Origin of the sequence: Brevibacillus porteri (genome assembly GCF_003013475.1) — a bacterium.
Classification (GTDB): domain Bacteria; phylum Bacillota; class Bacilli; order Brevibacillales; family Brevibacillaceae; genus Brevibacillus; species Brevibacillus porteri.
The window spans coordinates 127,819-144,043 of record NZ_PXZO01000017.1 but is presented as its reverse complement, the minus strand read 5'-3'; the positions used below and the strand labels follow the sequence as shown (position 1 = coordinate 144,043).

At 51.6% G+C, this 16,225-nt stretch carries 6 protein-coding genes; 5 read left to right on the top strand and 1 reads right to left on the bottom strand.

The genetic code is table 11. The features are described 5' to 3' along the window. Positions 1–46 precede the first annotated feature (46 nt). Entirely contained in the window at positions 47–655 is a 609-nt protein-coding gene (locus C7R92_RS10210) for an MptD family putative ECF transporter S component (protein WP_017252058.1), read from the bottom strand. A gap of 450 nt (positions 656–1,105) precedes the next feature. On the opposite strand from C7R92_RS10210, the gene C7R92_RS10205 reads away from it, so the two are divergent. The 5 genes from C7R92_RS10205 (at position 1,106) to C7R92_RS10185 (ending at position 16,225) form a co-directional block, all read left to right on the top strand. Further along, positions 1,106–1,885 carry a thioesterase II family protein gene (locus C7R92_RS10205; RefSeq protein ID WP_106834169.1) on the top strand — a complete coding sequence of 260 codons (780 nt, stop codon included), beginning with the start codon at positions 1,106–1,108 and terminating at the stop codon, positions 1,883–1,885. Between the two features lie 4 nt (positions 1,886–1,889). Beyond that, on the top strand, positions 1,890–2,624 hold the full coding sequence (locus C7R92_RS10200; RefSeq protein ID WP_106834168.1) for a 4'-phosphopantetheinyl transferase family protein: 735 nt from the start codon (positions 1,890–1,892) through the stop codon (positions 2,622–2,624). Positions 2,625–2,937: 313 nt separating this feature from the next. Continuing rightward, positions 2,938–5,898 (top strand): salicylate synthase, encoded by a 2,961-nt coding sequence (locus C7R92_RS10195; protein WP_106834167.1) that lies wholly within the window; start codon positions 2,938–2,940, stop codon positions 5,896–5,898. A 29-nt stretch (positions 5,899–5,927) separates the two neighbouring features. After that, on the top strand, positions 5,928–15,002 hold the full coding sequence (locus C7R92_RS10190; RefSeq protein WP_106834166.1) for a non-ribosomal peptide synthetase: 9,075 nt from the start codon (positions 5,928–5,930) through the stop codon (positions 15,000–15,002). 107 nt (positions 15,003–15,109) lie between these two features. Continuing rightward, on the top strand, positions 15,110–16,225 hold the full coding sequence (locus C7R92_RS10185) for a saccharopine dehydrogenase family protein (protein ID WP_106834165.1): 1,116 nt from the start codon (positions 15,110–15,112) through the stop codon (positions 16,223–16,225).

The following is a 16,225-nucleotide window of genomic DNA, read 5'->3' as shown; positions in this document are numbered from 1 at the left end:
CTCGAATCACCGAGGAGGAATATGCCTTGTTTTTTTACGCAGAGCATTATACCAGCTTTGCTTTTTTGACGTGCTTTTTCATCAACAGATTGCCGAAATAGCAGCCGAGCAATCCGCCGACAAACGAAATCGAGCACATGGTGAGAATCATGCTGGGGGTTTCAAAGTAATAGAGCATCGCAGAAAGCTGCTCAGGTGTATAGCTTTTTTCCAAGGTCGCGAGATACGATTCGCGGAAGAAAATAAGCGGGACAACCCCGCAAAGCGAATAGCCGACATAAAAAACAGAATAGCTGATTGCATTGCGCACAGGATTCAGATAAGAGCCTTTTCCCCATAGGATCAGTTCGCAGATGAGTCCGATAACAGCTAAGGTAAGTAAGTAATTCGCGTAGCCAAAACCGACAAAATACAATCCAGTCAAGACAGCTGTAAAAAATAGAGTTCCGGGCTTGGCGATTTTATTAGACATGACCATATAAATCGGACCGTTGAGTAGCGCGGTAAAGCCGCCAACCAGCAAATGAGAAACAACGGTAATAATCGGGGCAATCGTCATCAATATGAGCATGACGACGTTAAAGATCGCGAGCGTAATAATATCCCGCATGGTCCATCTGCCGCTTTGGGCAGCTAATGATGTTTGGGCTTGCATGTAACATCCTCCCTCAGACATAAGTAGCCGATCTGCTTGACGAATTCTCTGTACTTGCGATCCCCCTTTTGCAGGAATGCTGGAAAAAGTTTGCTAGCTGTACGCACGGTTGTCAGTATAAGAACACAATATTGATAATGAGAATCGTTGTCAAAATAAAAAAAGCCCATATTTCAATATTTTGGTATATTTTTCGAGCTTTTTCGCCTATTATCTCCGTATTTTTCCGTTTTTCTTGAACAATCGTCAAAATATTACAAGTCGGATGATCTGCAAAATAATCATTCTGGTGAACGTAGGACGAGATAATCGGGGAAAATCACGGAAATGTACCAAAAAACGGAAAAGGAGGGACTTGTATCTATTTGGCAATGATGCATGAGGATCATTATCATGTACGTTGTATCAAAGCGTTTAAGCAAGAGACGAAAGGGAGGAGTACATAGGAGCATGGATACGATAACGAAAAAGAAAACATGGCTGCTTACTCAGCCACAAGCAAAAGACAGCATTCGCCTGTTTTGCTTTCCATACGCAGGGGGAGGGGCCTCGATTTACAGGGGCTGGGCACAGGCTTTTCCCAGTGATGTCGGTGTTTACCCAGTTCAGCTGCCAGGAAGGGAAAATAGAATTGCCGAGCGAGCGTACTCAGATATGGGAACGCTGGTGGAAGAGCTGGCCCAAATGATTTATCCGTATTTGGATCGCCCGTTTTTATTTTTCGGTCACAGTATGGGAACGCGAATCGCCTTTGAGCTGGCACGTACCGTACGGAGCAAATGGGGTCGTCTTCCGCTTGGCCTCATCGTTTCAGGAGGACGAGCTCCACACTTCCCGGAGCCGAAGCCTATTTACCATTTGCCTGAAGATGAGTTTGTTGCAGCTCTGCGACGCTTTTCCGGGACACCAGAGGCGATCCTGCAAAGCAAGGAGCTCATGGAGTTGTTCATGCCGCTGTTGCGTGCGGATTTTACCCTCGACGAAACCTATGTGTATACCGAGGAGCCCCTGCTTAATTGCCCGATTGCTGCGTATTGCGGGACTGAGGATCAGGAAGCCACGCAGGAAGAAATGGAGGCTTGGGCTAGCCATACAAGTGCCGGATTTACGTTGGAAATGGTAAACGGCGGCCATTTTTTCCTGACGACAAACAAAAAGGTGCTCTTGCAATCTGTAACCAAAATGATTGGACAATACCGGAGTGTGGTAGCAGGAAAAGGGGAGCGCTAACGAGATGCAGCAGGTGCGAATAACCCACTTGTCTGAGAGGACAAAATCAGCTCTGGAGGAATCGTCCTCTTGGTTACTGGTTAAAGGGGAAGTACATATTTGGCTGACGTTTGTGCAAGCATGGGTACACAGTATGCAGGAGCTGGAAGGCGATCTGTCTGCCGAAGAACTCGATAAACGGGCACGATTTCATTTCCACGCAGACAGGGAGCGCTATGTTGTCGCACATGGACTACTGAGAAGAATGATTGGGCGGTACCAAGGGATTTTTCCTCGCGCGGTTCAATGGGAGTACAATTCGAACGGGAAACCGTTTTTATGTGGACCAAACAATGATTCCGAAGCACTTTTTTTCAATCTGTCGCATTCGCATGAGCTTGTGGCGGTCGCTTTTTCTCGCGATCGCCTTCTCGGCGTTGACGTGGAGCATTTGCGACACATCCCGGAAATGGAACAGCTCATGAGCTACTTTCACCCTGTGGAGCGAGAGGGAATCTTGCGTTTACCCTCTGATGAGCGGCAACAGGCTTTTTTTGATTGCTGGACACGCAAGGAGGCTTTTGTCAAAGCGACAGGGGAGGGCCTGAGCCGTCCTCTCGATTCTTTTTTCATGGAAAAACTGGATGGCAGCTTCACGGTAAACGGAGATGGAATCAGAAGCGGGGAGTGGAAAATTCACGGGTTTACGCCTGGCAGAGGATATGCCGGAGCAGTTGCAATCGGGATAGGAAGACCGTGAATCGGAGTAGTTGGAACGATAATCTTCTATTATACTGATAAACTTTATCGGGTTTAATGAGACTATATAAGTGTGTAAGAATATGGAAATCTTACAGTGAGAAACGAAGAAATCGTGAGAAAACGGAAGATAATCAAACCTATTTTTCCCAAATGTAGAAAAAACAGCTTACGGATGAAATTGACAATGAGAATCACTATCAATATCTTGTTGTTAGACAAACCAACATGATGCTACACCGACAAGGCAGTATTCTGCATGATCCGGCTTCGGGCGCAAAGAGTGACCCGCAGTTACACAGGAGGAGGACGGAATGAAAGTAAGTACGGAGTGGTATGAGCAAGCTGCAATAGCTTATGAACAGCGTGGTTTTTGGGAGCCGTTGACACTTGGGCAGCAATTGCGCAAATGGGCGGAACAGTACCAAAACAAAGAAGCGCTGGTGGAGGACGAGGAGAGACTCACATATAGCGAGCTCGACAGCAAGGTGGATGCGCTTGCTTCCGGTTTTTATCACATGGGAATTCAAAAAGGCGACAATGTAGCCGTCCAGCTTCCAAATCGAATTTCTTTCGTACTGACTTGCTTTGCCCTGTTTCGCATCGGCGCTGTGCCGATTCTCGTATTGCCTGCCCACAGAGAGGCTGAATTGGACGGGATTTTTGCACTCGCGAGGCCAGTTGCCTACATCATTCCAACGACGTTTCTCGGTTTTGATTACACGAAGATGGCAGAAGATTTAGTCAAAAGGCATGCGTCTGTCAAATTCGTCATGACGGATGGGGACAGTCCGATCGGGAGGAACTTGGCTGAGATAAGTGGACCGCCAATCGAGCTGGAAGCCCCTTCGTACAAAGACACTGCGTTATTGCTGTTGTCTGGTGGTACGACAGGGATACCCAAGCTGATTCCTAGAACCCACGCAGATTACGTCTACAATGCAAAAGCTACCGCAGCTCGTTGCCAACTGACAGAGAAAAGCGTCTATCTCGCAGTTTTGCCGATTGCACATAATTTCCCTCTGTGCTGCCCAGGCATCTTAGGCACACTGTCCGTTGGTGGCAAGATCGTGCTATGTAAAACTACCAGTTGCGACGAAGCTTTTCCGCTGATTGAGAAAGAGCAGGTGACCATTACCGGCCTCGTGCCTTCGATTGTGCAAGTATGGCAGGAAGTGCTGGAATGGGATACAGAAAGCGATCTGTCGAGTCTGGAGGTTCTTCAGGTTGGAGGCTCCATGCTGGATGATAATCTCGCCAGCCGTATCACGCGAGAATGGAAATGCAAGCTCCAGCAAGTATTTGGAATGGCTGAGGGGCTCATCTGCTGCACATCACTGGATGATCCAGAGTCGATCATTACCAGCTGCCAGGGTCGTCCGATTTCCGAAGGGGATGAAGTGCGAATCGTGGATGAGCATGGAAACGATGTCGCGCCAGGTGAATACGGAGAGTTGATTGTGCGGGGACCGTATACAATTCGCGGCTACTACAGAGCAGAGGAACAAAACCGCGAGAGCTTTACGCCTGATGGCTTCTATCGCTCTGGGGACAAGGCTAGAATCACGCCAGAAGGAAATATTCAAATCGGTGGACGGATCAAAGAGCAAATCAACCGAGCGGGTGAAAAAATTATGCCAGCTGAAGTAGAGACGTACCTGCGCATGCATCCAGCAATTAAAGACGCGGCGCTGATCACACTTCCCGATCCAGTACTGGGCGAGAAAAGCTGCGCATTTTTGATCACCGACGATGAAACGATCAGCTTGGCGGACGTCCATGCCTTCTTCCAGGAAAAAGGAGTGGCACGCTACAAAATGCCGGACCAAATCGAACTCATCGATTACTGGCCGCTGACCAGCGTCGGAAAAGTCAATAAAGCGAAGCTAAAAGAACTGGCGTTAGCGCCAAAGTCAGAGACGAAGCCAGCGGAAATCGCCTATCTGGAAGAAACGTTTGCTTTTGCGGGTGATGCGCATATGGCAGCGGCGCTGATTGCAGAGCGCAGCGGGTATGAAAACTACCTGCTCTATGAAAATGGAGATGAGCTTTCGCTAGGAATGGGGATTCATGCGCTTCTCTATGTAGATGGGGAGCAGACGACGTTGACTTATCGCAACGAGACTCTCCGATTCGAAAACAATGAGCTTAGTGAGACGCTCGAAAAAGCAATGGCACAGGTGCCGATTCAAAATTGGCGCGCTTATGGAACGGTTAACTTTGGCATGGCGCGTTATTATCAAGGCTTGCCGCTCATGCCAGAAGAGGATGGCTTGCTCAAGCTGTTCATTCCTGAGGTCGAGCTGCGTTTCAACAAAGGAACGGTCCTATTGAGAGCCTTGCGTGAAGAGAAGCGGAGCGAATTCAGCCAACTGCTGAGCGAGCTGTCGATGAATACGCAAGACGAGCAACAGCTGACCCAAAGAGTGGACAAACCGAAGCTGTCCGTCCCGCAAGCCGATACATACGACGCGGAAGCCTACATGCAAAACGTGGCAGAAGGTGTACGCGAGATTCAGGAACGCAAATACCATAAGGTCATCTTGTCGAGGAAAATTCCGCTTGATCACGAGCTGGATCTGGTTGCGAGCTATATAGCTGGCAGACGAGTGAATACGCCGGCCCGCTCTTTCCTCGTTAGCTTGGATGGTCTCGGTGCAGCCGGTTTTAGCCCGGAGACGGTAGTAGAGGTCGATAGCGATGGATGGGTGAGTACCTTCCCACTCGCGGGAACACGGGCAAAAGGCAGTAGTGAAGACGAGGCGAACAGGCTTAAAGAAGAGCTGCTGAATGACCCGAAGGAAATTGCCGAGCACGCTGTTTCCGTCAAGCTGGCATTCGAAGAGCTGAAAATCGTTTGCGACTCAACAAGTATCGTCTTGAACGATTTTATGTCAGTAGCTAGCCGAGGAACGGTTCAGCATATCGCTTCTCGCTTGAAAGGGAAACTGAAACAAGAATGCAACTCATGGGATGCCTTCCGCGCATTGTTCCCAGCTGTTACCGCTTCGGGAATCCCGAAAAAAGAATCGATCGAAGCGATTGGCAGATTGGAAACCGTGTCACGAGGTCTATACAGTGGGTGCGTTATGACTTTTGACAGCGACGGTGCCATGGATGCGGCGCTTGTGCTGCGAACGATTTATCAAAAGGACAACCAAGCTTGGCTTCATGCCGGAGCTGGTGTCGTCGAAATGTCTTTGCCGTCCAGAGAACTGGAAGAAACGCGTGAAAAACTGAGCAGCTTCTCCAGGCAGCTGATTGGAAAAGAATAGGGGCTTGCACGAGAGAGGAGGGAACGAGGATGTCCAAAATGCTCAATGACAGTCTGACCGCAAGTCCCGCCGCTTCCTTGAGCTATGAGGAGATGAAGAGGCAAATTCAGGCGTTGCTGCCCGCGCCTGTTGCGTTTTCCGATGATCAAAACCTGATCGAGCTGGGACTGGATTCTTTGCAAATGATGAGGATGGTTAACAAATGGCGCAAGGAAGGCGCAAAGGTTACGTTTGCCGAGCTGATCGGTGCTCCTACCTTGCGTGATTGGCAGGCGTTGCTGCAAAAAAGCAGCGCCTCGCTTCCGCGGGTGGACGAAAGAAAAGCAGATGTGGCACTGGAGGTGAATGTGCCCTTTCCACTCACGGATGTGCAATACGCTTACTGGATTGGACGCCAGGATGATCAGCCTCTCGGAGGAATCGGGTGCCATGCGTACTTAGAAATCGATGGTGTGGGCGTGGAGCCGGATCGATTGGAAACAGCGTGGGGCAAGCTGCTGATGCACCATCCGATGCTTCGGGCAAGATTTTTGGCAGATGGACAGCAAGAAGTGATGAGTGCCCCTACAGCCACTGGAGTAGCGGTCCATGATCTGCGGTCTTTTTCGGAGGACGAATTGGCACGGGAGCTAGATCGTATACGGGTGCGGCTGTCTCATCGTCGTCTGGCGGTGGAAGCGGGAGAAGTAGCCGGTTTGGAGCTGAGCTTGTTGCCAGAAGGCCGCACCCGCATCCATTTTGATCTGGATTTGCTGGTCGCTGACGTACAGAGTCTGCACATCGTATTACGCGATTTGGCGGCAGCATATGCACGAGGCAGCAAGCCTCTTGCCCCGACCAACTGGAGCTTTGCCCATTATCTCGGGCAAGAGGCAGAGCGTCGGGCACAGGACAGACAGGAAGCAGCCCGCTATTGGCAGGAGCGCCTTTCCACATTGCCGGGAGCGCCAGGGTTGCCGCTGAAGGAAAAGCCAGAAATGATCAAGTCGCCTGTTTTTACGCGACGGACACATTTCATGAACGCAGCCGAATGGGCACTTTTGCAAAAAAGCTCCGCAGCACAGCGGGTCACACCAGCGATGGTACTGTTAACGGCTTATGCTGAAGTACTGGATCGCTGGAGCACCCATTCGCAGTTTCTCATCAACATTCCGCTATTCGATCGCCAAACCGGAGACGCTGGCATTGAAGACGTCGTTGCCGATTTTACCAATCTGCTACTGCTTGCGGTTGACATGCGGGAGCAAACCTCTTTTCTGGCGCGGGTGCGATCTGTCCAATCGCAGTTTCATCAGGATGTAGCACATGCGGCTTATTCCGGGGTTCAGCTACAGCGCGACCTGGCGCGTGTCCGTCAGGGAGAGCGGGATTTTGCCCCGGTGGTGTTCGCGTGCAATTTGGGTACGCCGCTGATCAATGACGAATGCCGCGACACATTGGGCAAGCTCTCTTACATGATTTCACAAACGCCGCAAGTATGGCTCGATTTCCAGTCGTATGAAATGGACGGCGGTCTCCTGCTGGCGTGGGATGCGGTTGATGACCTGTTTCCTGACGGGATGCTTGACCAAATGTTCGGCGCTTTTTGCCAGCTGATGAACTCTTTGGTGACCAAGGACAATGACTGGCAAGCCGCATCCGTGCTGCTCCCCGATTTGGGACAGAAGAGGAATGATCAGGCTGTAGATGATTCACAGACGCAATCGAGTCAATGCTTGCACAGTGCCTTTTTTGCTTATGCAAGAGAGAATCCACACGAGCTGGCAGTAATCGATAGTCATGCTTCCACTACATTTTCGTATGGCGAGTTAGCGCAGTACGCATTGCAGATTGCAGCGTATCTCCAAAAGCAAGGCGTTGAAGCTGGAGACCCTGTGGCAGTCAGCCTGCCGCGCGGAATCGATCAAGTCGCTGCGGTTCTTGGTATCGTGGCACGAGGAGCATGCTACGTCCCGGTTGGAATCGGGCAGCCATCTACAAGGCGTGAGCGCATTCATCAGAAAGCGGGAATTCGCTATGTGCTTACGGGTACGGAGCTAGCGCAAACGCTGGAGTGGCCGGACGACGCTGTTGTTCTGTCTGTTGCGGATGCTTTGAATGTTTCACCGCTGGCTGAACCCGTACCGATTTCTTTTGACAGCCTGGCCTACATCATTTTTACTTCTGGCTCCACGGGTGAACCAAAAGGGGTAGAGATCAGTCATTCCGGGGCATGGAACACCATTGCAGAAATAAACAGACGTTACGGAATCGGGCATACGGATCGGATTTTGGCGGTTTCCTCACTTGATTTTGACCTGTCTGTCTACGACCTGTTCGGATTGCTCAGTGTAGGCGGCTCGATTGTGCTCATAGGCGAAGAGTTACGACGGGATGCGGCTCATTGGGCGAGACTGGTGGACCAGCATCAGGTGACACTGTGGAACTCTGTGCCCGTGCTGCTCGATATGCTCTTGATTGCTGCGGAGAGTGGACCGTACGAGAGCTTGCCGCTTCGCCTGGTCATGCTCTCCGGGGACTGGATCGGTCTCGATTTACCGCAACGCCTGAATCAGCTCGCACCGAACAGCCAGCTTGTGGCGATGGGCGGAGCGACAGAAGCGTCGATCTGGTCCAACTTTTTTGATGTTACGCTGCCCTTGCCTGTTCACTGGACATCGATTCCGTACGGTCAACCACTCACGAATCAGGCTTATCGGGTTGTTGATGCACTTGGACGTGATTGCCCTGACTGGGTAGTGGGAGAATTGTGGATCGGCGGAGCAGGTGTGGCAGCAGGCTATCGGGGTGATCCTGCACTGACCGAAGAGCGCTTTGTCAACTGGAACGGTTCACGCTGGTATCGGACTGGTGATCTCGGACGTTATTGGCCGGATGGGACCATTGAATTTCTTGGGCGCAAGGACTTCCAGGTGAAAATTAGAGGGCATCGCATCGAGCTGGGTGAAATCGAATCAGCCATGAAGCAGCATCCGGGAATTCGCGATGCAGTTGTGACAGCAGTAGGTGATCCGCGGGAGAACAGGCAGCTGGTTGGGTACGTGGTGCCAGAAAGGGAAAGCGAGTCAGCGCTGTTTGATCGTGTAGAGGCTGATCCGAAGAAGAGCGAAGAACTGTGGGCAGATGTCATGGAAGCGGGTCGTGTGCAGACATTGGCGGAGCATTTTGCAAGCATCAGACCGGAAGATTTCACCTCGTTTTGGACGTACATGGAGCAACTTGCCGTTCGATTCATTTACCGCACATTGGAGATGGCGGGAGTGAAATTTGAGCAAAATGCCAACTACTCCCTCGATGATTTGATGCATAGCTGCGGGATTCAAGAGCGTTATCGCGGGCTGGTCAGACAGTGGCTTCAAACATTGGAGGACGAAGGTCTTGTCCGTAAAGACAAATCGGATGTCTACAGCATCACGCAGGCGAGCCTGACTGAATGGTTGGAAAAGTCGCAGGTCACTCAGGTATCGCCCGCATGGGAACCGCATGCACAAGCCCTTTTACGTTATTTGGAAAAAGTCAATGACGAGAGTGTTGCGCTGTTGCGTGGCGAGCTTGACCCGTTGGCCCATTTCTTCTCGGAGGAATTCAGTCTGACTCCGAATGATCTGATGCAGACACTCCCTGGTGCAAAGTATCGTGACAGAGCGGCACTGGCGTTGGTGGAAAGGCTGGTCCATCGTTTTGGAGAAAGGTCTGAATCAGAACCGATACGTGTGCTGGAAATCGGGGCGAGGAGTCTAACGCTGACGGAATCATTGCTGGCTGTACTCCCGGCAGATGCGACACATTTTACATGCACAGACACCTCGACTTTCTTTACAAATGCCGCAAAAGCGAGGTTCCGGGAGTACCCGTTTGTGCACGATCAACTGCTGGATATCAATCAAAGTCCACTATCTCAAGGCTTTGAAGCACATCAGTTCGACATTGTGATTGCCTCTGATTCCCTGCATCGTGCGAAAAACATCGGGATGGCCCTCTCGCATGTACAAAGCCTTTTGGCTCCGGGTGGCATGCTGATTTTGCTGGAGATGACCCGCAACAGCCGATTGCAGCAAATCAGCACGGCATTTCTCGAAGATGGCTTTACGCATTTCGAAGATGAGCGGCGTAATGAGCAACGCCCCTTGTTATCGGTGGAAGCATGGCAGCAGGCCTTGCAGCAGCAAGCCTTTGCAAAAGTGTCAGCTTTCCCAGAAGACAACGATTTTGGTCAGCATGTACTGGTTGCGCAGGCGCCACTTCAAGCCAAGCGCTTCAATGCTGCACAACTACCCGGCTTCTTGAGTCAAAAGCTGCCTGATTACATGGTTCCGTCCGCTTTTCTTTTGTTGAACGAATTGCCGCTTTCTGCAAACGGCAAGGTAGATCGGCAAGCCCTGCCTACTCCTGACAGCCTGATGAAGGCCAAAGCAGAAAAAGCGTATACAGCTCCAACGACACCAATCGAAACAGCACTCGCGGCTATTTGGTGCCAGCTATTTGAAGTGGAACGGGTAGGCGTCACTGACAACTACTTCGAGCTCGGCGGAGATTCGTTATTGGCAACCAGACTCAGTGCGATGGTTCGCAGCAAGCTTGCGGTAGAGCTGTCGTTAGGGCGCATTTTTGAAAAGCCGACGATTGCCGGACTGGCCCAGCATGTGCAGATGCTTCTCGAGGAAAAAGGAACATCGTCAGGCTTGCCAGCAATTGTACTGGCGCCACAAGACAGGCATCAGCCTTTCCCGCTAACGGATATCCAGCAAGCCTACTGGGTCGGGCGCAGTGGTGTTTACGCCTTGGGCCATGTCTCCACGCATTGCTATTTCGAAATCGAAGGGCAGCACTTGGACCTTGCGCGGATCAACCTGGCTTGGCAACGGTTAATTGACCACCATGAAATGATGCGGGCCGTGATTTTGCCGGATGGCTGGCGTCAGCAGATTTTGGAGCAGGTACCTGCTTACCGGATCGAGGTCACTGATTTGCGGAACCAATCTGCCGAAGAAGCTGAGTCCGAGCTGCAAGCGATTCGGGAAGAAATGTCCCATCAGGTATTGTCTACGGATGTATGGCCGTTGTTTGAGGTGCGCGCTTCCCGCTTTGGAGACGAACGGGTTCGTCTGCATATCAGCTTTGACAACCTGATTTTTGACGGGTGGAGCATGTTCCACCTCTTGAGCGAGTGGACGAGACTGTATCATGAGCCGGATGCGCCTTTGCCACCACTGGATCTGAGCTTCCGCGATTATGTACTGGCGCAAGAAGCGCTCAAGTCTACTGAGCTGTACCAACGCGATCTGGACTATTGGATGGATCGACTGCCTGATTTGCCGCCAGCACCACAGCTGCCTTTGGCGAAAAATCCTGACACGATTACCGAGCAGCGCTTCCATCGTTTAGAAGCCAGAATCAATCGCGAAGCATGGCAGCGGCTCAAAAAGCGGACAGCAGAGGTCGGTCTAACGCCGTCCGGGATCTTGCTGACAGCGTATGCCGAAACCCTCGGTGCATGGAGCAAGAGTTCGCGATTTACGATCAACCTGACGCAATTCAATCGATTGCCCTTGCACGCGCAGGTAGGCGAAATCGTAGGGGACTTCACTACGCTGACCTTGCTGGCAGTCGAGTTGTCCGCTGGCGAGACGATTTTGGAACGCGGCCGTAATTTGCAGCAGCAGCTATGGCGTGATTTGGACCATCCTTATGTGGGCGGAGTTCAAGTCCAGCGCGAATTGGCGAAGCAAACAGGAGAGCACAACGGTGTTGCCATGCCGATTGTCTTTACGAGCGCATTGGGTGTAGAGCAGTGGAGTGGGTCTGACTCCGATGGAAAATGGCTGGGCAAGCTCGTTTACAACATCACGCAGACGCCGCAGGTATGGCTGGACCATCAAGTGGTCGAGCAAGACGGAGAACTGCTGTTAATCTGGGATGCCGTAGAAGGACTATTTCCAGAAGGACTCCTTGCTGACATGTTTACGGCTTATTGCGAGCTGCTGCATCGACTGACAGAAGAGGATGCTGTATGGCAAGAGTCAGCAGCGAGCCAGATTGCTGTCCCTCGACTGGAAGAAAGAATCGCCGCAAACGATACGGCTGCGCCTGTATCCTCAGAGACACTCGTCGGACTATTTGACAAACAAGCTGCATGCCAAACGGATCAGCCTGCCGTGATCTCCACTCAGCGGACGTTGACCTATGGGGAGCTCGCTGACGCTGCTGACCAAATCGCGAAGTGGCTGCGTTCACAAGGGGTCCAACCAAATACGTTGGTCGCTGTCGTGATGGAAAAAGGCTGGGAGCAGGTCGCAGCCACGCTCGGGATTATGAAATCCGGGGCCGCTTATTTACCGATTGATCCGCTGCATCCAGAGGAACGACGTTCTCAGCTTTTGCATGATGGACAAGTACAGTTCGTGCTGACGCAGTCTTGGCTGGATGAGCGATTGGGCTGGCCTCTGGATGTGGAGCGACTGATTGTGGACCAGATGATGACAAGGGACGAGGCAAGTACGGTGAACCCAGTGGCATTAGTTGCCGGGCAGCCAGAGGATTTGGCCTATGTCATCTATACATCTGGGTCAACCGGCCTGCCAAAAGGAGTCATGATCGACCATCGAGGCGCGGTCAACACGATTGAAGATATCAATCAACGATTTGCAGTGGGGGCACAGGATCGGGTGCTCGCTTTATCCAATCTGAATTTCGATTTGTCGGTCTATGACATTTTCGGCATGCTTGCCGCGGGTGGAACGATCGTCATGCCGGATGCTGATAAAGCCAAAGACCCTGCCCACTGGCTGGAGTGGCTGGAAGCCGAGCAGGTGACGGTGTGGAACACAGTTCCGGCGCTGATGCAGATGCTGATCGAATACGCCGTGGGGAGAAACCTTCATTTGCCACAATCGTTGCGTCTCGTCTTGTTGAGTGGTGATTGGATTCCACTGGATTTGCCAGACAAGATCAAGTCGTTTTTCCCACACGTTCAGGTGATCGGTTTGGGCGGCGCAACAGAAGCCTCGATCTGGTCAAATCTTTTCGCAATCGAAGACATCGCCCCTAGCTGGAAAAGCATTCCGTACGGTCGCCCAATGGTCAATCAGCGCTACCATGTGCTGAACGAATCGATGGGGGATTGCCCCGTTTGGGTGCCGGGACAGCTGTTTATCAGTGGCATCGGGCTTGCCAAAGGCTACTGGAGAGATGAAAACAAGACGAATGAAAAATTCATTACGCATCCGCGGACAGGAGAACGACTGTACCGCACGGGGGATTTGGGCCGTTACTTGCCAGATGGTACGTTGGAATTCCTTGGTCGGGAAGATTTCCAGGTGAAAATCAGAGGGCATCGGATTGAGCTGGGCGAGATCGAGACGGCATTGAAACGTCATGAAGGGCTCAAAGACGTTGTCGTGGCCGTACCAGATGACGGTGCGGATGAAAAGCGCTTGGTCGGGTATGTGGTGGTGGATCGCGAAAAGGATTCCGCGTTATTCGAAACAGAGCAGGCCGACCCCGCTGCAAGTGCTGCTCGTTGGCAGGCGATTAACAGCATGGGTCACGTACAGGCCAATACCATTCCTGCGAGTGTAGATGTGGAAGTCGTCACGCAATTCCTGATGGAGGCTGACCGTGTAAGCACCGCCTACATGTGCCGCACGCTAGAGCATATGGGGATGTTCTCACAAGTAGGAGAAAGCACTTCAATTGCGGAGCTCATGGATCGTTTTCAGATTCATCCCCGTTACCAGACCTTGCTTGCGCATTGGCTGGAAGTGCTGGTAGAAGAGGGCTTGCTGGAAAAACGCGCTGCGGGAACGTACGAGAGTCTGCGTTCATTGCGTGAAGGTGTGCCGGATGCTGTTCTGTCAGCATCCTCGCTTCGTACGGAAGCAGCACGTGAGCTCGAAGCCGTTTTCCGCCGCGACTATCCGTTGTTTATTGGTCTGTTAACTGGTGAGCTCGATCCGTTGGAGCTCTTTCTAGCAGACGATGCCTTCTTAACACCTGCCGGCTTGAGCCGCTTTGACCTGACGCGGGAGTTTTACAGCAGCCTTGCCGGGGCGGTGTTTGACGGTATCGTAAACCACCATCCGTCTGACAAGACACTGCGAGTGCTAGAGCTTGGCACGAGAGCCGGAAGCTTGACACAAACACTGGTGTCCACCTTGCCTGCAGAACGCAGTCGTTATTTATACGTCGACGAATCCTCCTTTTTTACCGACAGGGCAAAGAAGGAATGGGGAGAGCAGGCTCCGCTGGAGTACGGTCAGCTTGACATGAACGTAGCACCGCTTGCGCAAGGCTATGATCCGCATTCGTTTGACGTCATTGTTGCGGACAATACGCTGCATCGCTCTCGTGATATAGGGAAAACGCTGGCGTACTTGAAAGGGCTACTCGCACCTGGGGGGCTTCTGTTCCTGGTCGAGTCTACGCGCAACAGTCGTCTGCTGCTAACCACTGTCGGCTTCTTCGAGGATGGGTTTAGCCATCTGGAGGATGAGCGCAAAGCCAATTATCTGCCTCTGCTTACGGTAGAGCAATGGCGAGCGGGCTTGGAACAACAAGGCTTCGCTAACGTCCTTGCCTTTCCGGATAAAGCTCAGGTCGCAGATGCGTTCGAGCGCCATCTGATTGTGGCGCAAGCACCGGAGGCTGTTCGTTTGTTCCAGCCAGAAAAATTGTCCGAAGCCTTGCGGAATAGCCTGCCTGACTACATGGTACCAAGCGAGTACTTGCTGCTGGATGAGCTGCCGCTATCCGCCAATGGAAAAGTAGATCGGAGGGCAATCACAAAGCTTGGCAAAAGAAAGGCAAGTATGCCGAAAAAGACGCATGTAGCGCCTTCCAACGAGATCGAAGTCAAGCTCGCCAAGGTCTGGGAAGAGGTGCTTGGTGTAGGGGAAATCGGCATCCACGACAACTTTTTTGCGCGGGGTGGAGACTCATTGCGCGCCATCCAATGCCTCAATCTTATAAAAGAGAGATACCAGATTGATTTGTCTCTGCAAAGCTTGTTTGAAGCTTCCACGATTTGCACCCTTGCTGAGCTGATCAAGACGAGCACACAGGCAACGGAAGATCTCGCAGCGGATTTTGACGAGGGGACCATTTAAAAAAAGAAAAACCGCAGATGAGTAGGTGGGCTGCGACTCAGTGGCAGGAGCAGCCCCGCCTTTTCTTGGAAGAAGAATGCGGGGAGCAGGTCAGGAGGGAGAGAACATTGGGTATCAAAAAGATTGGCATTTTGGGAGCGACTGGTGTTGTAGGCCATGCAGCTTTTCAAACGATTTTGTCTAGAACGAACGATCCGATTTTGCTGGGCGGTAGAAATCTCGAGAAGCTAAGTGAGCTTTTTACTGGGACGGACGGTAGGCTGGAATGCCAGCAGGTGGATGTATGCAACGAGGAGGAGTTGCATGACTTTTGCGGTCGAGTCGATCTCGTCATCAATTGTGCAGGGCCCTCCAAGCAAATCGTTGATAAAGTTGCCGTTGCATGCCTCAAGCATGCGGTTCATTACGTAGATGTGTCCGGAGATGAGCATCTGTATCAACAATTGCTCATGCGAAAGCAGGAAATCGAAGAAAAGGGACTGCTGTTTATCATCTCTGCTGGCGTTTACCCGGGGCTGTCGGAAGTTTTCCCAGCTTACGTCGCTGAAAATGATTTGGACGAAATCGATTTGCTCGAAGTCTTTTTTGCAGGGCAGGGCGGATTTTCACTCAATGCGGCCTATGACATCGTCTGCAGCATTGAAGAAGATACCGGATGGGGAATGTCTTACTTCAAGCAAGGAGAGGTCAAAAAAATAGACGGGCCGTTCCATCGCAACTATTCACTGCCGCATCCCGCTGGAAAGCGCGACACATATCCGGTAGTGACAAAGGAATTCGGCCTTATGACCAAGCAGCATAAAATCGAATCCGCTTATTTTTACAACAGCTATCAAAGCAATGCCATCCTGAATCAATTTGTGATGATCAAGGCTTTGCAGCAATACAAAACCGAGGAACAAAAAAGAGCGTCAGCCAAGCTGCTGCTGGAACAGTTTGAGACGAAAAAGCCGGGTGTGAAAGACTTTACGATGTTCCACCTGCATGCGACCGGAAAGCGTGACGGTAAAAAAGTGCGGGTCTTCTCCACTCTTCTGTACCCGGGCGACTGGAATCGGATATCTGGCATCATCGCGGCCACAGTGGCTCACTTAATCGCGGAAGATCAGAACAGAAAAACAGGCTGCTTTTTCGTGGCAGAAGGCGTATCGGCGACAGGCTTGATTGATGCACTTCGCGAGCAGCAGGTCGAACTCATGCATTCCATCATGGAAATGAAGTAG